This window comes from Mesorhizobium sp. B1-1-7, from assembly GCF_006442705.1.
GTDB classification, from domain to species: domain Bacteria; phylum Pseudomonadota; class Alphaproteobacteria; order Rhizobiales; family Rhizobiaceae; genus Mesorhizobium; species Mesorhizobium opportunistum.
The window spans coordinates 1-26198 of the sequence record NZ_VFWQ01000034.1 but is presented as its reverse complement, the minus strand read 5'-3'; the positions used below and the strand labels follow the sequence as shown (position 1 = coordinate 26198).

The window sequence follows — 26198 nt, the reverse complement described above, 5'->3', positions numbered from 1 at the left end:
ATCAGTTTACAGCCTTCCTCCGTCAACTGCGCTGGGCGGCGTTCCAAACGCCCGCTGGTAATGAGTTTACGGCCTAGCCCTTCCGCTTCGCCTTCTTCGCCGGTTAGCCGTAACCTTCCTGCCCAACCCGCTCGCCATCGCCAGCGCCGACCGCTGGGCTGCGTAGTTCGGCGCCACCATCGGATAGTCGCGAGCCAAACCCCACTTTTCGCGGTACTCGTCGGCGGTCAGACCGTAGTGCACGCCAAGATGGAGCTTCAGCGATTTGAACCATCCCCGAGACAGATGATGTCGTCGGGGGAACACCGAGCGCTTCGGATTGACGGCGGGCGTCAGGGCCGGCGTCTCTGGCGCGCCCGGTCCTCCGATCTTTGAAAGCGACGAATTCGCGCTTGCGATCAGTTCCAGGAGAGACGCAATCTGCACCGCGTTTTTTGTGACGAAGGCAGACACGATCTCTGCAGTGAGCTCGATCAACTTTCGGTTATTCGCAATCTCTTTTGACATGCAGTATCTCCGGCGTGGCGACAAATAGCTGAAGTCTCTCAGCCGGTTTTCGGAGAATTTCCACCAGACCAATCAACCACCATCACCGACTGCAGCGACAGTGTCCGAGCCGATCTCCCAATCTCGTTGACCTGATCAAGCGCAGGGTGCCGGCGCTCTCTAGACAGCAGCGGCTGCTTGTGAACCTGCGCCAGCGCCGTGCATCCAGAGGTCACGCAGAACACGTCCGCAGTTCCGTCGCCGCCCTTATCGGCGATGACAGACACCATGAAATGCACCCTGTTGGCGAACAGGTTATCTTTGATGTGGCACCAGTTGGCCCGGTCAGGCCATCCTGCGCGACAGCACGGGCTGCGAGCAGGCTATCGAGCGTCACCTATCCCGTTGGATAGCGCGCCGTCCGAATCCCGAACGTCAGCCAGCGCGTCATCGGGCCGCTGGCGCAACGCTTCAACTCCGCCAGATCGGCATCAGCGCCGTTCCAGGAAATGCAGTCTGGCTGCTGTTCCTGTTAAATGCAGGGCACGAATATTTGAGATCCGAAGTTGGTGGCCACGCCTGCGGACTAGCGTAGCGCCTAAACGCGCCCTGCCTAACCAATCTAGCACTTGGAGTCTCGCAATCGCACTGACAGGCGCTCCCGCCAAAACGCTTTGACTTGTAAGTTGGTTAAAGGCCCGGTAACGTTCTCCGGGGTTTAGAGATGTTCTGGGTCATACTGGGCTTTTTCGTTGCGGGTAGCATGTTGATCGTTCTCATGGCGGCCTTAAGCCAGCTCGGAGACGAACCCGGCGCTCATCGATTTGGCAAGCCGCCGTCCGACGATGAAGGCCGTCGGTGACGAAGCCACATAGCTCAGGCGCTCGAATGCGGCACAGGTTCTGTTCGCCAGAGCGCGCAGATCGTAGCGTCGAGCCGGAATCGATCTTTTGCCCGCTTCGCAAATAGATAGACCTGGAGCACATTGCATACGGCAGCGGCAGAGGCCAGCCAAAAAGGCCCGCCAACCAGAATTCCAAGGCTACATAGAGCGACAGTTGCTGTCCCAGTTACGAGAGTGAGCCGGAAGGCGAACTTTTCGTCTCCAAGCACCATCAACAAAATTCCCGAAGAGCCACCTAGTACATGTCCAAGCTGGCCCGCTCCCAAAATTAGAGCAATCCAAAGAGAGTTTTCATAGTGCGGGTTCCAAAGGTAAACCAGCGTGTAACCGACAGTTGCGAGGCCGGAATACATTAGAAAGGTAAGTAAGGTGGCCACCGAAACCAGGAGCCGGAGCGCCTTTTGGATTCCTGCCCGATCGTCAAGTGTCCAGAGGTGAACCGCTGAGGGCGCAAAGGCCGAATTGGCAATGCTCAGCGGCATTATCAATACTGTCGAAATTCGCAGGGCGATGCCGTATTGCGCGATCTCTTGCAAACTGCTGAACAGCGTCAATAGGATCATGTCCACTTGGGAAAGCCCGAACAGCACGAGCGTAGTCGCTAGGTTGGGAAGCGTCCGTCGGACGATCGCTACCGCACCGATGGGTTCGTAAGCCTGTTGGCTCCAACGCCGACACGAGGACGAAATGCTGAAGGCTCCCACGCCAGCGGCAATCGCATATCCAGCGAGACTGCAAAGGAGCACCTGATCCAAGTTTGGTTGAAACCGGGTGGTCAGAGCAAACGCAAGAAACAGGGCAACGACGGTGCTTGGAAAGGCCATAAGAAAGGCCGAACTCCTGATCGCATGAATTGCCCTAAGCAGTTCGACTTGGACCGCCCCGAGTCCGGCGCAAGGGATCTGCAATGCAACTATCGCCAAGACACCGCGCCACACACTTGCGTGTTCTCCCAACGGAAGCCACGGGGCTGCGAACCAAAATGCGCACGCGATCCCGAGCCCACAAACACCTACAATCGCCTGGATCCTCACAATGACGTCGCGCGCGCGGCCGAAATCGCCTTGGGCTGCAGCAGCAGATACAAGCGCCGGCGCCGTGAACGTGAGGCCCATCATCGCCAGAATCGCGAATCCAGACGTGAGGACCTGCGCAATAAAGTAGAGTCCAACCTTGTCCGGCGGCAAGGCGAGCGGAAGAAGAAGGGAACTGCCTAAGCCGGCGGCGAGTATTACAATTCGGCCGGCGGCCGCCGCACCGCTGGCTTTCAGCATGGAAGGCAGCTTTGCTCTTCTGAGCACGCCAGAGAATTCGGTCATTGTCCAGCGCTCACAACGCAGCCAAAGGGCGTTCCAGGATTCGAGACGAATGCGCGAACCGACAAGCAACGCCACACAGATCGCGCTGGATTGCCGATGAAGTGGCGTTCGGACGAGCAATCACCGGATCAAAAACCTTGCCCATTCTGTCTGGAGCGAAACTTTGCGCAAATTGAGGAACTCCAGCGAGCGAGCTAGCCATGATCCATCGACCAGCCCTCGTAGGTAACATGGAGGTCGGGCAGAGTCTCTAGCATCCGCGTGTTCGGCCGCGAACCGATCGATCGTGGCTGAACCGCAATCGGACCTCGATCGCGCTAGTGCGAAAATGGTTGCAGGCCTATGTGTTTTACCCTGTTGTTCGCAGTGGGCACCTGGTTTGCGCCGAGAGGCGTCGAACTGCGACTTGCCAATTAGAAAAGAATCTACAGTTGGAGGCATGAAGCTTGGAGACGAGTGGGGCAGACGCATCAAGGGTTGTTGACATTAAGAAAATCGCTGAGCAGGAGGCAGCGCTCATTTTTGAGCAATTCGACGAAACCACTGCATTCGAGATTGGAGACTCCATCCGCACTAACGGCCTTGCCGGAAAACAGGCAGTCGTGGTGGACATCCGGCTTTGGGATCGGCAATTGTTTCTTGCCGCACTTCCCGGTTCGTCTGCCATCACCGCGGAATGGGCCAGGCGCAAGTTAAACAGCGTACGGATGTTTCATAAGAGCAGTTATCGCCTGGCCCTCGAGCAACGGCGCGAGGATAGGACGTTCCCGCCGGGATACGGGCTGAATCCGGGCGATTACGTATCAGCCGGGGGTGCATTTCCGATTCGCATCAAGGCAGCGGGCGTCATCGGCGCTCTTGCTGTCTCAGGGCTCAGTGAACGAGCCGACCACGAAACAGCTGTAGCCGCCCTCTGTGCGCATCTGGGCAAAGACGAAAGGGCGCTGGCGTTAGATCCGTAACCGCTTCATTTCAGGCCACCGGACAGCCCTGCAATTAGAAGGATGTGCTTCAGGGCCTTCAATGATGCCAGTGTCGGCGGGTGGAGGGCGGCTGAGCCGAGTCGGCGCAAAGCGACCCTTGTTCGACCCGACCGTCCGTGAATGGCTGCAGAGAGCAGATTTGCGTTAGCCCTAGTCTCGCGCTCCCATCTTCGGATATCATCGGGCAAATCGCTCCGCTGGAAGAACCCATCGACCATAAGCTGTGGCTCTTCACCTCTCTCGAATGGAACAGCTCGATAAGTCGTCGACGCACCGTGCATCCGAAATTCGGCGAGCACCTCCGGCAGGTGGTAGAAGCTGCCCTCCAGCCCCATGCGAAGAAAGAAATCTAAATCGGGAATTTGACGCAGGTCCGAACGCCAGCTTCCGGCCTTGATGTAGGCGGTGCGCCGGAAGAGGGCGCCGGGGCCGGGCAGGCAATGAAGTTGCGCGTATAGTGCACGACGTGAGTAATCTGGTGGACGAAGCGTCGATCGGGGAACAGAGCGTTCGTCTATTATATCAAAATCGGGGTAAACTAGGACTACATCGGGACGGGCAGTCAGTTCCTGGACACACCTCCGGACCGCAGCAGGGCGGAGGCGATCATCTGCGCTGACATACCCCAGCAGTTCTCCTGAGCTCATCGCCCATCCCTTGGTCATGGCTGCACTCTGCCCGGCGTTGGCCTGACGATGCAACTTTACCTTGGCGCCGAAGCTGCTCACGACAGCACTGGTGTCGTCTGTGGATCCGTCATCAATGACGGTGATTTCCAGGTCAGGGTAATCCTGGGCCAACAGGCTTTCGATAGTTTCACCGATATAATTGGTGGCGTTGTAAGCCGGAACTACCAAGGACACACACGGCGTCCTACCTGAATTTCCAAGTTGACTCATTTTGACGGATTGCTTTTTGCTGATTTGTTGTTGGGTGTCGAAAGATTGCCATTTCGAGCAGGAATTAAGCCGGGCGATTCCTAACGATCGTATCAAGCTCTGAGATTAAACCATCGACGATCGAGGGCCACGTAAACTTTCCGCGAACGTAGGATTGAAGAACTTGGCCCATTGAACGCAGCGAATCGCGCTCGGCCAGCATTGTACGAAGGCCATCGCGCAGCCCAGCAACGGTTGCCGGCACCACAAGTCCGCCCCCGATGCTCGCCACTTCGTCAAATCCGCACTGGTCCGTCAACAAGACCGGGGCCCCTGCCACTCCGGCCTCGAGGGCGACAAGAGACATCGCTTCGGCACGTGAAGGGACGGCAAGCAGCAGAGCTCGCTGATAAGCGTCAGTTCGATCCCGTTCCGCGAGATGGCCCGCAAACATGATACGATTCCCAAGTTGCCTCTCCATTGCCAGCGCTTGCAGCCTAGAGCGCATACCAAAGTCGGGGCCGGCCATGATCAATCGGACGTCGGGGAATTCCGGCGCCACATCAGCGAAAGCCTGGATCAGCAGGTCTGGGCCCTTCACTTCAGCGAGGCGCCCGACGAACAGGACGTATGGCTCAAGCGGCTGTGAAAGCTGATCCGAGACCGCTTCAACATGCTCCTCGACGCCGTTGGGAACGACAATGACACCATCTTCTGGAAGCTGAAACCGCTCAATGATTTGTCTTCGCTCAAGGGGAGTGACCGCCACTAGTAAGCTGGCCTTGCGGATCATCCGCCTACCGAAAAGAAGGTGGAATACGCGCGCGATGGGCCGCGGACGCTCGAGACCCACGAACTCCCCCGCCGCGGAAAATGCGTATGGTTTGCCCAGCTGCGATGCCAGGAAGGCCGTGACTACCGAAAGCAGGTTCCAGTAACCAAGAATGTGCAGCGCATCCGCTCTGCGAACGCTTTGCGCAAGGCGGACAGGGTTGATGAAAGGCACCGTAAACCGTAACCGCACCGATCCGGTCGCGTAAACCGGGATGCCGCCTTGGCGAAGCTTCTCCGCCAGATCGCCACCCTGCATTGTAGCGACCTCGCATCGATGTCCCTTTGCTGCGAGGTGGGTCGAGAGACGCCGCGTTCGTTCTGCAGTGCCTCCACCTTTCCGAGAGTCGAGCGATATCGTGGTGAGAAGGATTTTCATACGGCGTAGCGGCGGAATTCGTCGGCCAAATGCTCGGCATATGCTTCGAGCCGCTCCGCGAACGCGGCGGAAGGCAATCCGAGTTCAGAGGCTCTTGCGTTCGAAAAACGTCGATCTATGCTTCCAGCTGGAATTCCTCGCAAACGCAAAAGCAGCCTCAGTATCGATCTCGGTGCTGTTGGACCGACAGGCAGACTTCGGCCAAAGGCGGCAGCAAGGCGATCCTGCACAAATGCAAAATTGTTGTTTGGGTCGTGATCATCGGTGACAAGCACCACCTGAGAGCCAAGGCGCGACCTCTCAAGCGATAGCTCAACGAGTGCCCGGGCCACAGTTTCCACACTGACAAGGTGCATTCGTCTGGCGCCGTAGAGCGAGCGGCGAAGTGCGATTTTCCATTGCTGTGCCCGACTTATCTCCTGAGCGAGGCTGACCAGATTGCGGCCGCCGCGGCCGAAGACGGCGCCTAACCGCAACACAATGGCTTCGGGGAACGAGTCCCTCATTACCGATTCCACCGCGATATGTTCGGTCTCGTAAGGAGAGATTGGCTGCGGCGGCGTATCCTCATCAACGACGGGGTTTTTGATACCGGCATAAACGTCAATGCTGCTCGCGTGAATGCAACGGGAAATTTTGGACTGCTGAAAAATCGGTTTGAGGCGCTCCATCGCATCTCGACACCACCCAGTGCCGTCGGGGCGCAGGAGGCTAACCAAAACATCATGGCCACGAAGAACGTTTAAGACCTGAGCTGTATCGTTGAGGTCAATGTCGGCAAGTTCCATACCGCTGGAGTCTAGCCAATGTGGCCGAGACCTATGCAAAAGATATCGTCCGGGACGAGTAGCCGAGTTGACCCAGAAAGCAGCAAAAGCTTCTCCGACAAAACCACTCCCTCCGAGCACGACTATGCGCGGCTCGTGTTTGAATAGTTCTTCTGTCATGAACAGGCTTCTTCGGGATTGCTATGCAGGTGAAATCGCGTGACTGCTACCAGTCACGGCGAACCAAGCCAATTCGCATTCGGTAATTAGCACGACGCCGACGCCATGCGCAACGAAGGCCGTGGCAAACCTACACACCTAATTGGGGAAATAGGAAGTCTCACTTGGGCCGGAGGTTGGTTTGGGCTTATGACATGCACATGACCGACTCCCCACCGAAATTTCAGTCCTCCTCGCTCGTTAGTTTCGTCCTCACGGCAGGAGCGGTTGTCGCACTTGCTGTGCACCCATTGCTTCTGATGAGTCATCCCAGTTCCTCGCCGTTTATCATCGTTTGGTTCTACGTGTCTGGTTGCGCTGCCCTGGTGGTCTCCCTCGTATTCCCCTCCTCTTTTTTCATTTTCCTGCTGTCTTCATTCCTCTTCGTTGGCTTCATAGCCAAGGCATTTGCGAACTTCGTATTTGACGTGCAGCTAATTGAGCCAATTAGCACTTTCACGTCGCAGTGGGATCAAGCCCTGACCTTTGCTGCTAGCGGCTTTTCCGGCGTATGTTTGGCAAACATTTTGGCGGCGCTCTTTCCTTCGTTTTCAAAAACGTCGGCCGCCTCCGGGAACGCGCGTCTCACGAATTGCGTAACTGTTGCCTTCGTCACGATCCTGATTGTCTCGGCAGCGGTGTACTGGGTCAACTACTCGTTTCATATCCTCCGAATTGGCTTTCCCTTGGGCATAGCGATCGACCCCCGGATTTACTCGGTTGCCGCGTTCGTAATTACGTGGGGCGCGCTTTTGGGAGGACTAACTACAGTCCTCTGGCTCATCGAACTCCGGAGGTGGCCATATGCTGCCTTAGTCGTTACGGCCACTTGTCTGGGACTGCTCGCCTCGGTGTCGATGGGTAGTCGGATACAGCTTCTTCTCTATGTCCTGGCCGCAGTAGCAGTCATCGTCTTGCGGCGTCGACAAGTCCGGGACTGGATCGCGATTGCCGTTGCAATGTGCCTGGCCGCGTTGTTTTTCGCAGGGTCGCTGGCGGTTGTCAGTTTCGAGCGCACATTCGACTTTGCCCAGAGCGCCCCCGCAGTTCCGCCGGGCACGGTACCAGACTCTCTCGCAGTCCAGGAACCAATCGAACCTGCGCAACAGATGGCGACAAGCGCCACAAACCCATCGGGGGCCGCCCCGGAGGTTGGCTCGCCAAAGGCTGCCGCTAAAGCAGTTCCGAAACCGCCGGCATCCCGAACGACATCATTGGCAAATAAGGTGGAGGCCGTCACACGTGATCGCTTTGCCCTTCAGGGCTTGTTCCACCAACTCCGCAATCTAGCAGTTATGCGGTGGGTCGGGCTGGAGGGCGTCATGACAGCAGCCGCCAATCCTGATCAACTCGGCAGCGCCGTGTTCATGAAAGTCATCTCCGAGGATCCCGCCGCAGGCGCTCAAGCAATCTACCAAAAAATGTCAGGTGATCGATATGGGGCCGTCAAGTACTACACGTTTCTCACACTCCCTGGCCCTGTCGGTGTGGCGAGCTTGTCGGGGTCGCCGCTGCTTGTGGCGGCTTTTATGTTTGGCCTAGCGCTTGTGGGTCATTCGATCGAATGGGTGGCTGCTCGCCTGACCCAAAATCTAGCCACCGCAGCTGTAACAGGAGTGTCATTGGCTTACCTGACCGTGCAGATGGGCTTCCCATGGACGTTACTGATCTATGCCATCGAACTCCTCCTGTCGGTCACGTTCGTTGGTGGCGTGTGGTGGGCCACAAAACGTCTGACATTCGTGAAGAGAGGTTGAGAGTTCAAGGGGCGCGCTGCGTCACTTGGACGGGCGCAGAAGGACCGAACCCCTCGTCATTGTATCTTCCAAACTCGGCTATTCACAAAGCCGGTATAGCTTAGGACAATCCGCGTCACCTTCTCGGAGACGTTCTGCGGCTGGTAATCGGTCGGCAGACGCAGTAGCCGGTCCATCCCACGCGGCTGGGTTTCGAGAATCCGAAGTCCATCAAAAACCCGATCGAGATCGAGCCCCGCCATCATAACCGACGCTTCTTCGAACCCCTCCGGACGTTCGTGCACTTCTCGCAAATTCAGGGCCGGAAAATTTAGGATTGCGCTCTCTTCCGTGATGGTCCCGCTATCCGATAGCACAGCACGCGCGCAGCTCTGCAGCTTCACGTAATCCAGGAACCCAAAAGGTTTTTCGAATCTGGCGCTCGGGTGTGGTTCGCCCCCAAGCGCATCAAGGCGCTTGCGTGTGCGGGGGTGCGTAGACACTATGACAGGTTCGTCGTATCGGTTCGCAATGCCGTTTATGATCTCGAGCAGCTTTTCCAGGCGTTCGGGATCGTCGACGTTCTCTTCGCGATGCGCGCTGACGACGAAAAAATTTCCCGCGGTAAGCTCAAGCCGGTTCAGCACATTTGAGCTGTCGATCGCCGGGCTGTAATAATCCAGAACTTCGCGCATGGGACTTCCGGTGACGATTATCTGGTCTGGCGGAAGGCCTTCACGCAACAGATAGTCGCGAGCAATTTGGCTATAGGGCAAATTGACATCGGCTATGTGATCAACGATCCGGCGATTGATCTCCTCGGGCACCCGAAAATCGAAGCACCGGTTCCCCGCTTCCATATGGAATACAGGAACTTTCCGCCTTTTCGCTGCGATCGCCGCAAGGCAGCTATTCGTGTCGCCGAGGATGAGCAACGCATCTGGCGTGTGCTTGATTAGAACATCGTCAGCAGCAATAATCACCTGGCCTATCGTTTCCGCAGCAGATTTACCGGCTGTGTTGAGGAAAACGTCTGGCGGCCGGATACCGAGCTCAGAAAAAAAAATGTCATTGAGCTCGTAGTCGTAGTTTTGCCCTGTGTGCACCAATGTGTGCTCGAAAACCGAGTCGAACTTGGCGATAACTCGCGAAAGTCTTATAATTTCCGGTCGTGTACCGACAACCGTCATCACTTTAAGCACGGATGGCATCCTTTAGTACGTCAAGTCGCCTCAGAAGGGTCTTCACCTGTTCAATATCCAAGCGATTAGTGTTGTGCGAGGTGTAGTCTTCTAGCCTTGAGACTTCCTGCTCGCCCTCAACGAAATATTTGTCGTAATTAAGATCGCGCGAATCCGCCGGAATTCGGTAGTAATTTCCAAGATCCTCCGCACGAACCATCTCCTCGCGAGACACCAACGACTCGAATAGCTTTTCCCCATGTCGCGTGCCGATAATCTTGATTGGATTATCGCGGCCGAGGAGTTCTCGCATCGCATTTGCCAAAATCCCGACGGTAGACGCCGGTGCCTTTTGAACGAAGATGTCGCCTGAGCGGGCATGCTCAAAGGCATAGAGAACCAAGTCCACGGACTCGCTGAGAGACATCAGGAACCGAGTCATATTTGGATCGGTGACCGTGAGTGGTTGTCCGCGTATAAGCTGATCCAGGAATAGGGGGATAACCGACCCACGAGAAGCCATGACGTTTCCGTAGCGGGTAGCACAGACCACCGTCCTCACGGACTCGCTCAATCGGGACTTGGCTATCATGACCTTTTCCATCAGGGCCTTGGACATGCCCATGGCGTTGACCGGATAGACCGCCTTGTCGGTGCTTAGAACGACACACCTTCGCACGCCATGACTGACGGCCGCGCGCAGGACGTTCTCGGCCCCGAGCACATTCGTTTTGATCGCTTCCATCGGGTAGAATTCGCAGGAAGGCACTTGCTTCAGCGCTGCGGCATGAAAGATGTAGTCGGCACCTCGCACCGCATCGTCTACGGCGTGATAGTCGCGGACATCCCCAATGTAGAATTTGAGGCGATCATCTCTGAGCGCCAGGCGCATGTCCTCCTGTTTTTTCTCGTCTCGGCTGAAGATGCGAATCTCTGCGAAATCACTCGCTAGAAACCTTGAAAGGACTGCGTTCCCGAATGAACCAGTGCCTCCGGTTATGAGCAGCGTCTTGTCAGAAAACATTCATATGGTCTCGATTGGATTAGCCGAAATCGCGCATCGCGCGAATGAGTGCAGGCCATGCAGGCGGATCGTAGCCGGTGGCTTGGCGGAAGCGGGACGAGTTAAGCGAGCGATCAATGGACAACCCGTCATCTGGCTCGATCCGAATGCGCTTGCCGTAGATTTCTGCCAGGAGCTGAAGGAGATCGTGCTTGCTGATCGCTTCCGCAGACACATGATAGAGTCCTTTGAGCTCAGGATTAGGCAAAACAAAATCACGGATGATCCGAGCTAGCTCAACCGTCGGGAGGCCGGAGAAGATCGCTCGTGTAAAGCCTCTGACACTCCCCTCTTGGGTCAAAAACCAGTCGATCAGGCTGTGCGAGCTATTCAACTCGCGGCCGATGATCGAGGTCCGTAGCGTGACCGCATTGTCGTAATCTACCTCCCCAAGCAGCTTGCTTCTTCCATAGAGATCGTACGCGTTCGGACGCGAACTCTCCGTATAGTTTCCGTCGGCACCGTCGAAAACGCAGTCCGTGCTTATGTGAATTAGCCGAGCCTCTGAGAGAATGCAGAGGCGCGCCACCCTATGGGGAAACATCGAATTGATAGGGATCGCCGCCAAAGGATCATTCGCAGAGGCAAGCTGCTTGACGAGGCCTATGCAATTTATAACGACGTCAGGCCGCACCTCGGAGACCAGAGCAATGAGCGCATCAACGTTTTCGGCGTCGGCTAACTCAACCAGATTTCTTCTGGTGCCCTCTGGAAAGAGGCGGTGATGCGAGCTTGTGCGAGTTGAGCCAAATACCAGGTGATCAGGACTGCCCGAGAACAATCTGAACACCGCATTTCCCAGCATACCTGACGCGCCAAGCACCAGCACCCTTTGAGGATTTCGGTTCTCCATCGCTAGTTCCTAGGTCGCTGTTGTGGGTGTTTTGCGCTTAGTCACGGCACGCCGGAAATGTTCAATAAGCGCCCGCGCAAGGGGTGCCGGAGCAAGATGAGCGTTGAAATATTGGCGGCCGGAGGCTCCCATAGTTTCCCTCTCTTCCTCCGGCATGTTCTTTAACTGCACAATCGCCCGTGCAAGTTTGATAGGGTCACCCGCGGGAACAGCTAGGCCAGCGTTAGCATCTTGGACAAGTTCTGCGGCCTCGCCATCTAAACATGCCAGGATCGGACGTCCTGCGCTTAGATAGCTCGGAATTTTGCTCGGTATTGTCAGGCTAAGGGCCGCCGACCGATTGAGGGTAACAAGAAGGGCAGATGCCTGAGTTAAGATGCTCGGCATCGCCTCAGGAGGAAATCGGCCGGCTAAAACCACGTTGCTCAACCGTCGCATCTCGATCTGCTGGGCGAGCCACCCAGACCGACTACCACTCCCTACAAGAACGACGCGTATATCTGGATCTTGGATGAGACTGGCTGCGTCAAGCACAGTGTCCAACGCCTGGGCTGTGCCCAAGTTGCCCGCGAAAACGATATTAAAGCCGGCAGGCAGCCTTAATCGAGAACTCTCGTCCAGATCATCTGGCCCTAGGGATCGATCGCCCGGATTTGGATGATAGGCGATCGGGATGTTGTCTCCCGCAACGGCTCTTATCTTCCCGATAAATCCACGAGACTGCGCTAAGAGAAGATCGGCGCGTCGGTATATGAAGCTCGTGAGTCGTGCAACCGCTGCAAGCGCCAATCTGTTTTTTATGAAACCAGTTTCTTCTAGGCTCTCTGGCCACAAATCCTGCACCCAAATGACGTGCGCTGCGCCTTTTATCTGCCGAAACACAGCGCCCACCAACCCTTGTAAGATAGGAGAGATCGCGTAGACGAACACAACATCGTACCGCCTACCTCGCGTGAGATACGGGCCTAGCACCCCTCCAAAGACTACGAACGAGAAGTAGTTCCAAACGCGCCAAAATCCTCCTCCGCCGCGTCGGGGCGCTAGAGGAACTCGGTGGATCACATAGCCCGACGGGTGCAGTTCAGTTCTCAATCCAAATGCACTGTATCCTCTGAACACCTTGCCATGCGGGTAGTTTGGCTGTCCGGATAGAACTTCCACATCGCAGCCCTCGGAGCGGAGGGAATCAACAACCTCGTTGATCCTGAAATTCTCGGGCCAGAAGTGCTGGCTGACGACGAGCACGCGCAGACCACTGCCGGGAGCGTTGCCCGCCGGCTGATTATCCTCTGATACCAGGCAGGCGTGCTTCATTGCTGTAACGAGCGCGCGCCGCTCATTGTCACTTGAACTTCAAATCCCGGCGTGAACTCTGGTACCGTTGACTGGAGAAGACGCAACGCGCCCTCCACATTCAAGTCGCTTATCATCCGATGCATCTCATCGAAGATGCGCTCGATCATCGCCCGCTTAATCGAACGTGCTGACGCGGATAGAATGCCTGGCGACCCCGTCTCACTTAGCTTCTCATTACAGTCGAACAATTCCTCGTAAAGTTTCTCTCCGGGGCGGAGTCCGGTGTAAGCAATCTGGATATCGACGTCTGGGCGCCGTCCAGACAGACGGATCAAATTCTTTGCCAAGTCAACAATCTTCACCGGCGATCCCATGTCGAGAACATAGATCCTGCCGCGCTCAGAAATTCCGTCTCGTTCATGAGCTGCAGCCTGCAGAACCAGCATGCACGCTTCCGGGATGGTCATAAAAAAGCGTACGATGTCGGGATGCGTCACGGTTACGGGTCCCCCGGCTCTTATCTGCTGCTCAAACAGCGGAACCACTGAGCCGGCCGATCCCAAAACATTGCCGAACCGCACCGTCATGAACTGGGTTGGCTGGGTCTTCGGGTCGAGATCCATCGCCTGGCAATACATTTCGGCCATGCGTTTGGTGGCGCCCATGACGTTAGCGGGATTCACCGCCTTGTCAGTCGAGACCATGACCATCTTCGAAACCTTCCAGCGCAACGCGGCATCGGCCACATTTCGCGTACCAATGGCATTGGTAAATAGTCCCTCGATCGGCTGAGCCTCCACCATTGGAACGTGCTTCAGGGCAGCAGCGTGAAAAATGAGATCCGGCCTGTGCGTTTCGACGACACTGCTGATTGCATCTCTCTCGCGAACGTTGCACAGAACGGCGTGGATCGTTGAAGATGGACGTGTGTGACCCAATTCAGTGCTTATGCAATACAGCGCGTACTCATTGGCATCCACGAGTACCAGGCTCAGTGGGCTGAGTTTAGCTAGCTGTCGAGCCAACTCAGACCCGATCGACCCTCCGGCTCCTGTGATCATGACGTTTTTGCCGCCGATCATGGAAGCTATCTTATGCGAATCCAGTTTTACGGGTGCGCGCTGCAGTAGGTCTTCTAATTTTATCGGGCTGAGCTCGATCTCCGCATCGATACTTTTCATGTCGAGCAGATTGGGTAGGGTCAGCAGTTCTACCTTCTGTCGTGCGGCCAGATCTACCAACTCCTCCAGCTTGGCATGCCGCTGATATTCCTCGCGCGATCTCGTGAGGACTATCGCCTCAGCCCGGCGGCCCCGCGCCTCGAAACGCTCCAATGTCTGGGGTAACTTGTCGAGCGGTCCAACGACGGGAATTCCTCGAATCGCTCGTCCAGTTCTTCGGCCGCGCTCGTCCACAATCGCTAGCACATGAACGGAGGCACGTTGCCCCTCCTGAATCGTTCTTATGAACGCCTCGGCATTGTCAGTGGCGCCGATCAGAAGAACGTTCTTTGCGCTTCCATTTGCGGCCTTGCCTTTTCTCATATCGCGCTGGTTTCGATAAACCCGGTAGGCCGCGCGCGGACCGGCCAAGAGCACAATCGTGAAGGCCCAAGCGATAACAATCGATGAACGAGGAATCGAGTTCAGCCGATTAATCAGGAATTCGAATACGGTGAAAATGGCAAGAGCCGCCGTTGCTACACCCGTAATCGCCAGGAAATCGGAAAGCGACGCGTAACGCCATATGCCGCGATTAAGCCCCAGGACGAACCCAGTGATACCGACTACGAGCCCGAAGAGCGCAGAGGTGGCGAGGAAACTCCAAAATTTTCCGAGAAAAGCTACGTCCAGCCTTAGCGCAAATGATAGCAGGAGCGCTGCGGCTCCCATCAAGCCATCATGTACAAACGCGAGACCCCGTAAGGTCAAAAGCCGAGAAATTACGTGAGTAGCCTTGGATTTCATACTTGAAGAGATGTATTGCGCCTGATCGGGATCAGGGGGACGCTCCCGACGGGATGCCAGGGCGTCGAACTCCGAGCTATCGCCGTTGACCAAAAGGCGGATTGATCGCGCCGGATCTTATCCATCAGCGATGCCTTAGGCGCTTGCTGCCGGCTCATTAACGAAAGCGTCAGATGGGGCGATCCCATTTTAAGCAAATTGTCCCAGTATTTTTGTTCTTACCCGCACGTAAGGTCGACGCCAGCAAAGCAGCTGATTTGATTCTGTATCCCACATGACGAAATCGTCCAATACTTTATTTGCGGAAGCCCACCGCAAAGAGGGCGGAGCTGGCGCCCTATTGGGCGGCAATGAGGGTTTGGCTCAGGAGGCCAGAAGGGCGAGCCCCTGACCATGAACAAGACTTCTAAGCGCAGACTTGTTGCAGAGCACACTCTCTTAACTTTTCCCAATCCTGATCGGAGGCACCTCTGTTCCTCAAGAAATGGTCTCAAATTGGCCACGGAGCATCAGACATTGGCACCACTGCAAACTCTCGGACAAGCTTTTCCGCGATCGAAGAAGGCAGCCATCGGCTAACTCGAACCCTTGCACCAAGGGTCCGGTCGTTTCCAGTGAGGCAGTGGTCGGCTATTCTTGATGTGCTGGCGGCTCATCAATGCGACACATGCGGCGAGATGAAAACGACCGGCGCCCAAATGGCAAGGTTGCCGGATGACGACGCCGGACGGGCAGTCATCGGCAATTGCAGCGCGGCGCCCTTTCAGTACGACTCCGCTGGCATTGCATTTGCATTGCAACCCTTGCCGTTTGATCCCGGTCTTGACCGCATTCTCTGGTCAGGCAGTAGGCTCGTCGCCTTGAGGTTGTTGGTTGGGACCTCACCCGGCGAGTTGAACATTCCGTCTTTTGCAATCGCGGGAGGAAGGAAGCGAATGTTAGCGACAAAAAGACCCAACTCGTCGAGGCTTGCCTACTGATTGCATTGCCGCAATAGCGGTGGCACTTGCGTGGATCGTGCCACTGAGGTGGTGTAGCTGACGGTTTTGGGGTGCCGTGCTCTCCGGCATGGACCGGAATGATCAGCGCGCCACTGGGGGCGGGCTGATGAGCGGATCATCACTCATCGGGCTGATCGTCTCAAGCGTCATGTATCGGGCACGCTGAACGGCCCATTCATCATTCTGTTCTAGCAGCAACGCGCCGACGAGGCGGACGATGGCGTCGTCATTGGGAAGGATGCCGACGACCTCGGTCCTCCGCTTGATCTCACCGTTGAGCCGCTCGATCGGGTTGATGCTGTGCAGTTTGACACGATGCTCCTTTGGGAAGCTCATATAGGCGAGCACATCATGCTCGGCCTCATCCATGATGGCGGCGAGCTTCGGCGCCTTCGGCTGGATCTGGTCGACGACGGCGCGCCACTGCAGGCTGGCGGCTTCTGCTGTCTCCTAGGCGAAGGCTGTGGCGATGAAGGCTGAGACGACGCGACGGCCGTTCTTCCCAGCATGGGCCAGCACATTGCGGGCGAAATGAACCCTGCAGCGTTGCCAGGTGGCGCACAGCACCTTGGAGACCGCTGCCTCGATGCCTTCGTGAGCATCGGAGACGACCAGCTTGACACCTCTGAGGCCGCGCCGGGTCAACTACGCAGGAATTCCGTCCAGATCGGTTCGGCTTCCGAGGTGCCGATCTCCATGCCCAGCACCTCGCGCAGGCCGTCAGCGTTGACGCCCACGGCAATGATGACGGCTACCCAGACGATGCGGCCACCGCGGCGCACCTTCAGGTAGGTGGCATCAATCCATAGCTATGGCCAGTCGCCTTCGATCGGGCGTTCGAGGAAGTCCTTCACCTTACCGTCGATCTGCTCGCCCAGTCGGCTGACCTGGCTCTTGGAAATGCCGCTCATCCCCGTCGCCTTGACCAGATCATCGACCGAGCGGGTTGGGATTCCCTGGATGTAGGCTTCCTGGATCACCGGGGTGAGCGCCTTCTCGGCCATGCACCGCGGCTCTAGGAACGAGGGGAAGTAAGAGCCCTTCCTGAGCTTGGGGATGCGCAGCTCTACCGTTCCCGGCCGAGTCTCCCAGTCCCTGTCGCGGTAGCCGTTGCGCTGGGAGGTCCGCAGCGCGCTCTTCTCGCAATAGCCGGCGCCCGTCGCGGCACCCACCTCCAACTCATCAGCCGCTCGGCGCCAAAGCCGATCATCTCGCGTAAAAGATCGGTATCGGGGGTCTTCTCCACGAGCGCGCAGGTTCATCATGTCGGCGGTCATCGGTCGTTCCTTCGAATCAGGTTGGTGTCAGCAACGCGACCCTACCGGGGAACATCGATGACCGCTGCTATCGGCGCCGCCGAGCTACACCACGGCGGGACACGATCCACGGGCATTGCTTCTGGAATGTGCAAGAAATGACAGGAATACAAGATCTTTGACGTTTCGCTCACATTGCGGCAAGAGGCTGCAGTGTGCTATTCCCGGGAAAGACTCCAGCAAAAACAACCGACCGCCCGGCGCGCAATGTGCGCCCTTTTATCCTGCCATCTTAATCGGTCGTAATTCGCGAGACTTATTGCCCATCGTCGTTCCTCCTCCAATCTACGATAATACACTATTCTATACTCGATGCCACGATTCCGCAGTCTGGCGTTGAGTTCCGATGCGCCGTGCAGTCTTCCGCGCTCTGCGACGGGGTAGCAGCGCTGCTTATTTGCAGCACGGGAACCGGCGTGGCGCACTTTTCCATCGGGAGTGACGGAGCAGCGTCACAGGCAATCCGGCGCGGTCAGGCCGTCTGTCGATCGGCGCGGCCGCAGGCTAGATAACGTGCGTTCCTGGTCTGCATCGGTCCTCATCCGCCGAAGCGGATCTCTTGTGTCAGATGGCGCCCGTCAGCGTGCCGGCGCGATGCGTTTCAACTGTCGGTCTTCTGCTCATCGATGCGCTCCGAGCAGCTTGCGGGCCTTGTCATGGGCACGCCGGTTGGCATCCGCCTGGCTTGCCGCCGGATCGCCGACATAGAACGTCCCGTCGCTCCACATCGCGTGCATGACCACTGCCAGCTTGCGCGCCACCGCCACGCAGGCCTTGCGATGGCAGTAGCGTTGGCGATCGCCTGGCCCCAGCTCTTCACCTTGTCGGAGCCCTTGAAGCGCGTCATCAACCCCGACGCCGCCTGGTAAAGCGAGCGTCGTACATTAGCATGGCCGGCTTTCGATATGCGGCCCTGAACATCGATCGAGGTGCCCGACTGCCATCGTCGCGAGGTTAGCCCGAAGTAGACCGCGACGTCGCGTGAGCGACGGAAGCGCGACGGATCATCGATGGCCGTGATGAAGGAGAGCGCCGTGACCGGACCGACACCTGAGATGGCCAGGAAGCGCTGACACAGCTCACTCCTGGCGACAACCTTGACCACCAATTCTTGCAGTTTTTTGTACTGTTCCAAAGGGCGGCGCGGGCCGACGGCATGGCCTCCATCAGTTCCTCGGTCAGCGGATCGCCGGCGACCGCCGCGCGTACCGCCAGCGCAAAGCCGACTCGGCCGCTGCCTTTGAGGCGGATGCCGAACGCCTTCAGCGATAGGCCGATGGTGTTCTCGATGTCCAGGAACTTGCTCTTCAACGTGCGCCGCTGCGTCAATGCCAGCCGCACCGGTAGCACTCCGCGCTCTCTCGACATGCGCACTGCGGAACCAGCCGGTTGGCATGATGTGGCGATGCCGAGCGCGTCGGCGGCGTCGGTCTTGTTGCGCTGTGCCGACATCGCGGCGCGCACATGCCTGGCCTCCAGGCAAACCGCCGGCAGGCCGGGCCTGACCAGTTCGGGCCGCAACCAGGGCGACAGCGAGCCGGCTTCGTGGCCGACCCGTCGCAGCTGTCACAAACGGTTTACAGCGCCTTCCAGATCGCTTCCGGATCCGTCACAACGGTGCTCTCCAGATGCACCGCGCCCTGCTCGTCGGCGACGCACATCGATATGACAATCCTATCCAATCCTGTTCTCATCAAGCACCCAGTTTCTTGCGGGCGATAGCAGCGCTCGCCGTTCGACGGCCCTTGTACGCCCATGAAAAAGGGAAATACGATGACCTGCGTCGCTGGCACCGCTAGCGAAACAAAGAGGTGTCCAAGGTGAGCAAGGAAGAGCAACTTTTGACAGGGGCAATCCTGGAAAGCATTCGCGAAGCGAACATCGCAGTGAGCACTATTTCCAACGAGATGGAAGGAATCCGCACCTTCGAACAGGCCGAGCAGGAAAACGACCGTTTGAGTGAAGCGCAAGAGACGCTGGCTTGGTACATCCGCAAACTATATCGGGATGTCGGGATACTCGCTGAGCGGATGTCTCTACCCATTTTGGCGACGCGAATTGCCAAGGAATTCGAGGAGATCGACCCCACAGCCATCTCAGATGTCGATCCTACCCCCTACGATATTGGCCTGATCAGCCCACACCTAGGAAACATAAGAGGATATTTCGACTCTATCGCTGTGATGACAAACGGCAATGCAGTAACAGGTTTAGATACATTCCGTACCATCCTTGAGAACACCCCTTCGATTATGAAGTTGGCTGATGTTGTGCCGCAGAACGAAGCCGAAGTCCGAGCTGCAGTCTACGAAGTCCTCAAGATCACCTTTCACGACGCCGTCCGAGAAATACCCGTGTCGCAGCTACTGAAGACGTTCAAACCGGATCTAGGTGTGCGCTCCCTAATGGCCGCGGCCGAATACAAATTCGTCCAAAACGAAGCGGAATTGAAGAGCGCCCTAGAAGGACTCTATGCGGACATGAAGGGATATAATGGACATTACGAGTGGCGTACTTTTTTCGCCGTCATCTACACGACAGACGCGATCATTCACCGCGAACGTTTGGCTGAAGAATTCCGGGGAGTAAGGGCCGAGTTAAACTGGACTCCAATCCTCGTGACGGGGAGCGGAGCACGAAAACCCAGAGCCCCCAAGAAGGCGACAAAACCGCAACCCTCGGCAACCTCGATTGTCTAATCGCGACACTATTGTCGCTTTTGCTAACTCCATTTTCGAGGAGCTGGCGAAGACGGAAGTGTGAAGCTCGGGTCGCCTAGTTTCGGACGCGACGAGACGCCAATTGAGCAAGGCCGCCCAGGTGATGCGAGTGCACGTGAGTTCACTAAGCGACATCCATCGAACGAACCGCCGCCACAAATGCAAACTGAGTTTCACATTTGTCCGACGCGCAAATTGGTCTGTTGATGGTGTTCGGTCGCTTGAAGCGCATCCTACCGCATGCAGGGCAAGCGAATTGGCCTCTGAAGTATTTGAATTCGTCCCACCGTACTTTCTCGTCGCCAATGGAGCCGTCCCCGTACCGGGCGTCTTGGAAATGACTCCCGAAATTCTCTACGGCGCCTTGCTGAAGGCTCGTCAAAAAGCGGTTATTGACGCCAGGCACGTCGGGGGGCGTGATGCCCCGGCTTCCAAGGAAGCGCGCGAGTGCATCAGCCAATTCGCTGCGCTCGTATGCATATGCGCGCTCGACCGTACGAATGCGAATGTCGACGCCGAAATCACGGCAGATCGTAAGCAGCCACTCCTCCTCCGCTTGTCGCATATCGTTTGCAGCGGACCTACCTTCAGCCCAGAGTTCCTCAATCATTTCGTCCGACACACGCTGGTCAGAAAAACGAGGGCCGTCTGGATCGAGCCTCAGAATGCGTGTGAACTGCCAGTTCTGATCGCCGAGATGATCCTTAAGATAGATAAAAAACCGCTCATCGTGCGTGACTAGGATGATTTGGAAGTCCGCAAATTGCTTCACAAGCAAGGATGCGAACGCAAGCCGGTGATCCGCATCGTAAGAGGTTACGATATCGTCGAGGACAATCAGTGGCGTTACGACATTGCAGCGTTTGATCGCTGCGAGCCTTAGCGACAACGCCAATGAGTGAATTTGCGAATCGCTCAAATATCCACTCGGCTGAACTCCTGTTCGGTTGGTCGCAAAATCAACGACCAGATTGAGACGTTGTTGATTAGCGTCTTCCTCTGCTGGCAACACCAATCTGATCGGAGCCGCAGCGTCGCGTTGAATTTCGGCGTAGATTGAATTGAGAGGCTTTTGCAGGGTATCGAGAACCGCTTGAACCTTGGTCCGGATCTCAGCTGATATAGACTGCGACTGCTCGACCAGCGCGGCGCTGAGCTTCGCCAACTCCTCAAGTGTCCGCTGGGCCAGCAGTCGTTCGTTTCGAAGATCCATGAGCTCGGTGATCTTGAAGTTCACCTTGGTGTAGGAGTTTTCGCCCTGTTTCGAGAGAATTTCGTCGATAGCCGCATCGAGTTCGTCAACATAACCAAGAAGGCTGGCAACCAACGCATCACTATCCGGCAGAGGTCCGCCCGGCCAAGATTCGACCGCTGAGAGATAGGCCCGCAAGTCCTCCTTCAATGCCGCTTTCGTGTCCGGCAACAAGGCCAGCGGTGCCTTTAACGCGGTGATCAACTGAGTGTGCTTTGCTTTCAGTTCCGTACTTGCCGTGTCGGCGGTCTTGCGCGCAGCGGCATAAGCGGCGAGTTCCGCTCGGTGCTGGCTGATGTGGGCACGGATATTCTCGACGCTGCCGGCGTTGGTCTGCGCAATCGGAGTGTTGCAAACGGGGCAGGCATCTGGCACCGGCGCACCTTCTGCAAAGAGCGACTCAGCGCTTTTCCAAACCTCATCGAAAATTGAACTGGCAGCGACGGCTTTTTCGGCCTCCACTTGCTCGAGCGCTTCGTTGCTGCGAATAACCGCGCCATCGAATTCCTCAAAGAGGCCGTCGAGATCCTTGCCCTCGTTAGTTGTCTCGCCCACTAGCCTCACGACAGCGCGTCGGATCAGGCGCAGACCTTCCAAACCAACTTGCTTTGCCTCGGCGTCGGCTCGTTCGCCTACACTGGCGACGGCCGGATCACCTGCCTCCAAGACCCGGACCGACAAGGCGGCATCAAGGGCAAAAACGAGCGTATTGGCGTAGCCGATGACGGCGGCATCGTCCCAAGCGGTGAGAGCATTGACCGTCTTCTTGGCAAGCTGTGTGTCAACCTGCTTAAGCGAGGCTGTGTTTTCGGCGGTAGCTTTGACTTTCCTTCGGAGTTCGCGAAGGTTCTGTTGAACGTCAACGAGCCAGCCGAGATCAAGCCACCGTGCGATATCCTCGTAACGTTCTTCCGAGCTTCGTTTCTCCACGAAGTGCCGAAGTTCGTGCCCCCGAATTATCGGGTCCACGACGAAACTGCTTCTAAGCGCGGTGGCTATAATCGGGCGGCCCCGCTCAGCCCCTGTCGCGGGCCGCTTGCCGTTCAATGTTGTCTTACCCTGTCTGACATCGATCTCGACGAACGACTCAATGCTACGATCGCTGGCAAGGTTATGCGCAAGCGCAGTGACGCCGCCGTTGTTGTTGATCGTACGGATGCCAAGGCGCCGGAGCGTGCCCTCGTCCGAAAACACAAACTCCAAGCCATCGACAATGCTCGATTTGCCTTTCCCGTTCGGAGCGAAGACTGCAAGACTGCGTTTCTTGCGAAAATCGAATCTCTTTGGAATGAGATACGCGCGAAAGCCGGACAGGGTCAGGCTTTCAAGGAGGTAGGAATCAACCATCGAGGGCTTCCTGAACGGGGGCAGCCCGCGTCTCAGCCAGCTTCTTAATTTTGGAGAATGCGTCCTCGACTGCATCCTTTGACGGAGCGGCCTTGAGAATGCTCGACGCCAAAATGCTTGCGAGATCGCGGTCAATCCCATCCTGTCCTGAGAGCTTCTCGACAAGGCGGGTCAGGAAGACGTCGGGCGGATCAGGTGGGATATTGTCGTTGCTGAGATTGTCGTTCGGAAGCTCGACGTTTCCCTGAAACGAGACGGCGACAGGAGCCGGATTTTCTGAGGGCAACGCGAGCGCCTTTTCAAGCGCTGGCCGGTGCGCCGTTTTGATCTGCACAGGTGTCTTTTCTACGTACTCAATTGCATCGGCCAAGTTCTGGCCTTTTAGGTGTTCCAGGTTTTCTAGCAGTTGATCCAAAGTTGGTACCTGGCCACGTTGCTTCGGAAAGCCCGGCTCCAGTGCAGCCCAGACTACGCCCTCGAACTCCTTCGCTTTCGCCCACGCCTCAATCACGTCCGAGAACGGAAAGGCGCTATTCTTGGGCGCGGGCCAACGACCGATTTGGTTGAGATCGAGCGTCTTCTCTCGTGCCGCAAGCATTTTGACCGCCTCCTCCAGATTGCCTGCTCTCAGGGGTGACCAAAGTACACGGCTTTGAGGCGCGCCATCGACAATCACCAGAGTGACGCGGCCCCCGCTCGATACCCGCGCAAATTCGATCGGGAGATCGGGCCCATCATCCCGCCATCGCGGGTCGCATGGGAGTTCTTCCGGACGCCAAATAAGCGACCCCCAGCCTAAGCACACGATCGCCATTGTTCCGCCATTTCTTCTAAGAGCCTCGTGCCGCTTTCGAGGCAAACGCAGATAGTCTCGGAGCGCCTATTGGTGGAAGGCCCACCAGTTTTGCTCATGGCCGCTTTATCGCATAATTGCATAAATCTGTCAGCTCGACCTGATTTTCTCATTCCAATACTCGGCGCCCATAGGCATCGCCATCCTAGGCCGCAACCTTTGCTTCATCAGCCTAGCAAGGAAGAAATCGAAAAGACAACCGGGATTGAGAGGCGATAGAGAATGGAAATTCTGCCGCTCCGATGCTCTTGCTTGATGACCCCAAATGACGGCAATGTACGATCAGACTGAAACACTCATCCGTACTGCGAGGGGAAACTATTGGGTTATCTTGCCGATGAAGAGCTCGCTAGCCTGCGGGTAGAGCGTATGATCATCCACTTGGTAGGCAAGCCTGGAGAGCCGTTCACGCCGAGGGACGAGATTGACGTTCAAGAGGAGGGATTCTTCCGCGCACGGATACAAAGTGAAGCGGGAGACGGGGTCCATTCATTCGTCGTCGGGTCCGAGGTACGACACCAACTGGAGCTCATCGCCAAAGGCGAGGTCACTTTCCCTCAAGGTGGACAGGTGCTTGCCCGTCGTTTTTTCGACATGCATGTGAAACAGAGCGTAGCCGGCGCGTTTTTTTTGCTGCAGCTGCGGACCGCAGCGCCGGATAGTGTTCTCTTCGCGTTGATCAAGTACGATTATCGTGAGGCCGTAGAGCTAACGGATGCTGGCGGCCGTAGCGTATTGAGGGCGATCGTTCAGGCCTTCGTGAAGGATCGCCACGCCGTTCAAAAGTTCTGTTTGGTCCGCGTCATCGACGGTGCGGCTCAAGAGCTTGTGTGCGCCTCCGATCGAATGAAGGAAGCGCCTGATCTCACCGACTATTTCGAGCGCTATCTTGGTGTGCGGCGGTCGAAGTCGAACGCCGAATTGTCGAAACGACTGAACGAGGCCCTGCGAGGCACGCTGCAGGACGTGAAGGACATCCTTCCGAATAGCGATGTCGGCGCCGCGGTTTCCAAAGCCAAACTAGCGCTGCAGGGCCGGGCGACTGTTTCCAACGATGACATCGTCGACGCCGTGCTTCACGCTGCCGACCGTCCAGATGACGAGGATCTCAGGTATCGTATCGACGTCGTTACGCGACGGCGGCTCAAGCGCTTGCAGTTGCAGGACATAGAATTCCGCCCGGATCGCGATACACTACAGGTTCAGCCTCGGCGGATAGTGCGCACAGCTGAAGAAGTCCGGCTCGAGTTTCCTGGTGAGGAATTGGGCCGTAGCGTTACCCGGGAGACGTTTGACGACGAAGTCGTTTTTACAGTTCGCACCCGACGGTTGGTGGAAGATGGGACCCTCCCAGTCAAAACTCGCTGAGGCGATCAATAAGCTCGTTGCCGCCGGACGGGTAACCGTGACCGAGGCTGCAACAAGTATCGCGGTTTATCAGCTGAATGGGACAGAAGCGGATTCCATATACGACCTCTTCGAGCAGGCTAAGTGGATCAACCTCGTTTGCCGTGATGCTGGCGGTGAGATCGACCGGCATCAAATCGTGGAGAATGGCGAAGGGTTGCAGATCACTGCTGGGCGGCCGACGGTTCCAAAAGGGGTGGAGACGATCCTGACGGTTTCCGGGTTTGAATCGGCGCTGGATCGCGAACCCGGCGCATCGGTCGTCTGGGTCGAAGGGCTTAAGGCAGCTATCGACACCAAGTTGGTGCGTTATAGCCCCTGGTGGAGCGGTGATCCATTCACCCCCGATGAGAGCACAGCAAGCGTCGCCAAAGTTACGCGAGTCCTCGGCCGCAAGGGCCCAGGGACACACCTCGGCAGATGGCTTCTTAAATCTCCTGCAGCGGTGGTGCAGGACGAGGCCATCAAGCCATGGAGGGTCCGCGCTGCATCGCGCTTACTGCGGTCGATGGCTCAAGAAATTGAGCTGGACGACCGGCTTTTGTTCAAGGGACCACCATCGGCAAGATTCACTGTCACGAACCAGGAAGACCTTACACCTGCAAGCTTTGCGGCGCTCCAGTCGGTAGCGAGTTGGCTGCTCGAAAACGAACGTGAAGTCGAGAACCGTCAAGGCCTGCTGGCCGCCGAAATTGCGAGAACTGCAGTTCGCGACGGCAATGCAGGCGACTTGGTTAGCGTGCTGCCAACGGCTCTCGAGGGCGCAAGAATTGCTTACAATTTCGGTGTCACTCAGCAAAGTCGAGACACGCTGAAAGCGCTTGGAGATCTTCGAAAGGCGGTTTCCGATGACACGGCCAAACTCTCCGAAACTATGCGTAGCATTGGCGCCGCAGTCGTCGGCGCGGTGTTCGCCAATATCGGTCTTATTGTGGCCCGCATGACGCTACCACCTAACGGTAGCAAGTTCATCGGGCAGGCCGCGATCTTAGTTGGTGTTGTCCTAACGGTTTACGTCGCTTCGATTATTATCAGCGGTATCCACTACCTTTGGCTGCAAGCCTACCTACGCAAGGAGTGGCGAAACAGTCTCTACAAGTTCCTCGCGCAGGATGATTACAAACGCTTGGTCGAGGTGCCGGTGTTTCGAGCAGAGGTCGGCTTCTGGATCATGGTGGGTGTGGGTACCATCCTCGTATGTATCTCTCTTGCCGCCCTATGGACGATCGCGGGCGCATGAGGAAGAGGGAGGTGTTCAGTGCTTCCGAGTTCAGTTGAGCGTCAGTTAGCTGCGGCCGCGCAGTTGGAAGTCGAGCGGGTGCTTGCCAGCGGAGGTTTGCGGACATCGCGGCCGACCGGCGAAGTCGGTGCGGTGCGGACGATCACGCTTGATGGTGTAGACGAGGTGGCCAACGTTTGGGCACCTATACTGAGCTCGCT

At 56.9% G+C, this 26198-nt stretch carries 19 protein-coding genes and 2 pseudogenes; 6 read left to right on the top strand and 15 right to left on the bottom strand.

What is annotated here, in order from left to right:
- Positions 1-66 precede the first annotated feature (66 nt).
- From FJ978_RS32280 to FJ978_RS32270, 3 genes are all read right to left on the bottom strand, one after another.
- On the bottom strand, positions 67-507 hold the full coding sequence (locus FJ978_RS32280; RefSeq protein WP_140576877.1) for a MucR family transcriptional regulator: 441 nt from the start codon (positions 505-507) through the stop codon (positions 67-69).
- Positions 508-545: 38 nt separating this feature from the next.
- Positions 546-776: a hypothetical protein gene (locus tag FJ978_RS32275; RefSeq protein ID WP_140576876.1), complete on the bottom strand. Its 231-nt coding sequence runs from the start codon at positions 774-776 to the stop codon at positions 546-548.
- 586 nt (positions 777-1362) lie between these two features.
- Positions 1363-2709, bottom strand: coding sequence for a hypothetical protein (locus FJ978_RS32270; protein WP_140576874.1), 1347 nt, complete (start codon positions 2707-2709; stop codon positions 1363-1365).
- Between the two features lie 446 nt (positions 2710-3155).
- Here FJ978_RS32270 and FJ978_RS32265 point away from each other — a divergent pair, with 446 nt between their 5' ends.
- On the top strand, positions 3156-3671 hold the full coding sequence (locus FJ978_RS32265; protein WP_140576872.1) for a heme-degrading domain-containing protein: 516 nt from the start codon (positions 3156-3158) through the stop codon (positions 3669-3671).
- A 5-nt stretch (positions 3672-3676) separates the two neighbouring features.
- Here the strand turns inward: FJ978_RS32265 and FJ978_RS32260 are convergent, their stop codons facing one another.
- From FJ978_RS32260 to FJ978_RS32250, 3 genes are all read right to left on the bottom strand, one after another.
- Positions 3677-4555 carry a glycosyltransferase gene (locus FJ978_RS32260; RefSeq protein ID WP_181180455.1) on the bottom strand — a complete coding sequence of 293 codons (879 nt, stop codon included), beginning with the start codon at positions 4553-4555 and terminating at the stop codon, positions 3677-3679.
- Between the two features lie 100 nt (positions 4556-4655).
- Positions 4656-5780: a glycosyltransferase family 4 protein gene (locus tag FJ978_RS32255; RefSeq protein ID WP_140576869.1), complete on the bottom strand. Its 1125-nt coding sequence runs from the start codon at positions 5778-5780 to the stop codon at positions 4656-4658.
- On the bottom strand, positions 5777-6727 hold the full coding sequence (locus tag FJ978_RS32250; RefSeq protein WP_140576867.1) for an NAD-dependent epimerase/dehydratase family protein: 951 nt from the start codon (positions 6725-6727) through the stop codon (positions 5777-5779). The genes FJ978_RS32255 and FJ978_RS32250 overlap by 4 nt, the downstream gene beginning before the upstream one ends.
- A 200-nt stretch (positions 6728-6927) precedes the next feature.
- On the opposite strand from FJ978_RS32250, the gene FJ978_RS32245 reads away from it, so the two are divergent.
- Positions 6928-8523, top strand: coding sequence for a hypothetical protein (locus tag FJ978_RS32245; RefSeq protein ID WP_140576866.1), 1596 nt, complete (start codon positions 6928-6930; stop codon positions 8521-8523).
- A 56-nt stretch (positions 8524-8579) separates the two neighbouring features.
- Here the strand turns inward: FJ978_RS32245 and wecB are convergent, their stop codons facing one another.
- From wecB to FJ978_RS32210, 7 genes and pseudogenes are all read right to left on the bottom strand, one after another.
- Positions 8580-9704: a UDP-N-acetylglucosamine 2-epimerase (non-hydrolyzing) gene (gene wecB / locus FJ978_RS32240; RefSeq protein WP_281406141.1), complete on the bottom strand. Its 1125-nt coding sequence runs from the start codon at positions 9702-9704 to the stop codon at positions 8580-8582.
- Positions 9697-10707, bottom strand: a complete 1011-nt coding sequence (locus tag FJ978_RS32235) for a polysaccharide biosynthesis protein (RefSeq protein WP_140576862.1) — start codon at positions 10705-10707, stop codon at positions 9697-9699. Before FJ978_RS32235 ends, wecB begins: the two co-directional genes overlap by 8 nt.
- Before the next feature lie 19 nt (positions 10708-10726).
- Positions 10727-11599, bottom strand: coding sequence for an SDR family oxidoreductase (locus FJ978_RS32230; RefSeq protein WP_140576860.1), 873 nt, complete (start codon positions 11597-11599; stop codon positions 10727-10729).
- Between the two features lie 9 nt (positions 11600-11608).
- The gene (locus tag FJ978_RS32225) at positions 11609-12913 is read right to left on the bottom strand and encodes a glycosyltransferase family 4 protein (protein WP_140576859.1); all 1305 of its coding nucleotides are present in this window, start codon (positions 12911-12913) and stop codon (positions 11609-11611) included.
- Positions 12910-14787, bottom strand: a complete 1878-nt coding sequence (locus tag FJ978_RS32220; protein ID WP_181180454.1) for a nucleoside-diphosphate sugar epimerase/dehydratase — start codon at positions 14785-14787, stop codon at positions 12910-12912. Before FJ978_RS32220 ends, FJ978_RS32225 begins: the two co-directional genes overlap by 4 nt.
- Positions 14788-15944: 1157 nt before the next feature.
- Positions 15945-17140, bottom strand: a pseudogene (locus FJ978_RS32215) (IS256 family transposase).
- Between the two features lie 659 nt (positions 17141-17799).
- Positions 17800-18873 (bottom strand): annotated as a pseudogene (locus FJ978_RS32210) (IS110 family transposase).
- A gap of 126 nt (positions 18874-18999) precedes the next feature.
- On the opposite strand from FJ978_RS32210, the gene FJ978_RS32205 reads away from it, so the two are divergent.
- Positions 19000-19878 (top strand): hypothetical protein, encoded by an 879-nt coding sequence (locus FJ978_RS32205; RefSeq protein ID WP_140576855.1) that lies wholly within the window; start codon positions 19000-19002, stop codon positions 19876-19878.
- A gap of 145 nt (positions 19879-20023) precedes the next feature.
- Here the strand turns inward: FJ978_RS32205 and FJ978_RS32200 are convergent, their stop codons facing one another.
- Complete coding sequence (locus FJ978_RS32200; RefSeq protein WP_140576853.1) at positions 20024-22498, bottom strand: AAA family ATPase; 2475 nt, start codon at positions 22496-22498, stop codon at positions 20024-20026.
- Positions 22491-23096 (bottom strand): hypothetical protein, encoded by a 606-nt coding sequence (locus FJ978_RS32195; RefSeq protein WP_140576851.1) that lies wholly within the window; start codon positions 23094-23096, stop codon positions 22491-22493. Before FJ978_RS32195 ends, FJ978_RS32200 begins: the two co-directional genes overlap by 8 nt.
- A gap of 576 nt (positions 23097-23672) precedes the next feature.
- Between FJ978_RS32195 and FJ978_RS32190 the strand changes: the two genes are divergently transcribed.
- The 3 genes from FJ978_RS32190 to FJ978_RS33015 form a co-directional block, all read left to right on the top strand.
- Complete coding sequence (locus FJ978_RS32190) at positions 23673-24719, top strand: nucleoid-associated protein (RefSeq protein ID WP_140576849.1); 1047 nt, start codon at positions 23673-23675, stop codon at positions 24717-24719.
- Positions 24643-25998 carry a hypothetical protein gene (locus tag FJ978_RS32185; protein WP_181180453.1) on the top strand — a complete coding sequence of 452 codons (1356 nt, stop codon included), beginning with the start codon at positions 24643-24645 and terminating at the stop codon, positions 25996-25998. The genes FJ978_RS32190 and FJ978_RS32185 overlap by 77 nt, the downstream gene beginning before the upstream one ends.
- Positions 25999-26016: 18 nt before the next feature.
- Positions 26017-26198: hypothetical protein (locus FJ978_RS33015; protein ID WP_210241458.1), on the top strand; the 182-nt coding region annotated here is incomplete at its 3' end.

What these genes read in the sequence shown, in the direction of transcription:
- FJ978_RS32280 (WP_140576877.1), bottom strand. Translation starts at nt 507, where the DNA reads ATGTCAAAAGAGATTGCGAATAACCGAAAGTTGATCGAGCTCACTGCA.
- FJ978_RS32275 (WP_140576876.1), bottom strand. Translation starts at nt 776, where the DNA reads ATGGTGTCTGTCATCGCCGATAAGGGCGGCGACGGAACTGCGGACGTG.
- FJ978_RS32270 (WP_140576874.1), bottom strand. Translation starts at nt 2,709, where the DNA reads ATGACCGAATTCTCTGGCGTGCTCAGAAGAGCAAAGCTGCCTTCCATG.
- FJ978_RS32255 (WP_140576869.1), bottom strand. Translation starts at nt 5,780, where the DNA reads ATGAAAATCCTTCTCACCACGATATCGCTCGACTCTCGGAAAGGTGGA.
- FJ978_RS32250 (WP_140576867.1), bottom strand. Translation starts at nt 6,727, where the DNA reads ATGACAGAAGAACTATTCAAACACGAGCCGCGCATAGTCGTGCTCGGA.
- FJ978_RS32245 (WP_140576866.1), top strand. Translation starts at nt 6,928, where the DNA reads ATGACCGACTCCCCACCGAAATTTCAGTCCTCCTCGCTCGTTAGTTTC.
- FJ978_RS32235 (WP_140576862.1), bottom strand. Translation starts at nt 10,707, where the DNA reads ATGTTTTCTGACAAGACGCTGCTCATAACCGGAGGCACTGGTTCATTC.
- FJ978_RS32230 (WP_140576860.1), bottom strand. Translation starts at nt 11,599, where the DNA reads ATGGAGAACCGAAATCCTCAAAGGGTGCTGGTGCTTGGCGCGTCAGGT.
- FJ978_RS32225 (WP_140576859.1), bottom strand. Translation starts at nt 12,913, where the DNA reads ATGAAGCACGCCTGCCTGGTATCAGAGGATAATCAGCCGGCGGGCAAC.
- FJ978_RS32220 (WP_181180454.1), bottom strand. Translation starts at nt 14,787, where the DNA reads ATGGGAGCCGCAGCGCTCCTGCTATCATTTGCGCTAAGGCTGGACGTA.
- FJ978_RS32200 (WP_140576853.1), bottom strand. Translation starts at nt 22,498, where the DNA reads ATGGTTGATTCCTACCTCCTTGAAAGCCTGACCCTGTCCGGCTTTCGC.
- FJ978_RS32195 (WP_140576851.1), bottom strand. Translation starts at nt 23,096, where the DNA reads ATGCTTGCGGCACGAGAGAAGACGCTCGATCTCAACCAAATCGGTCGT.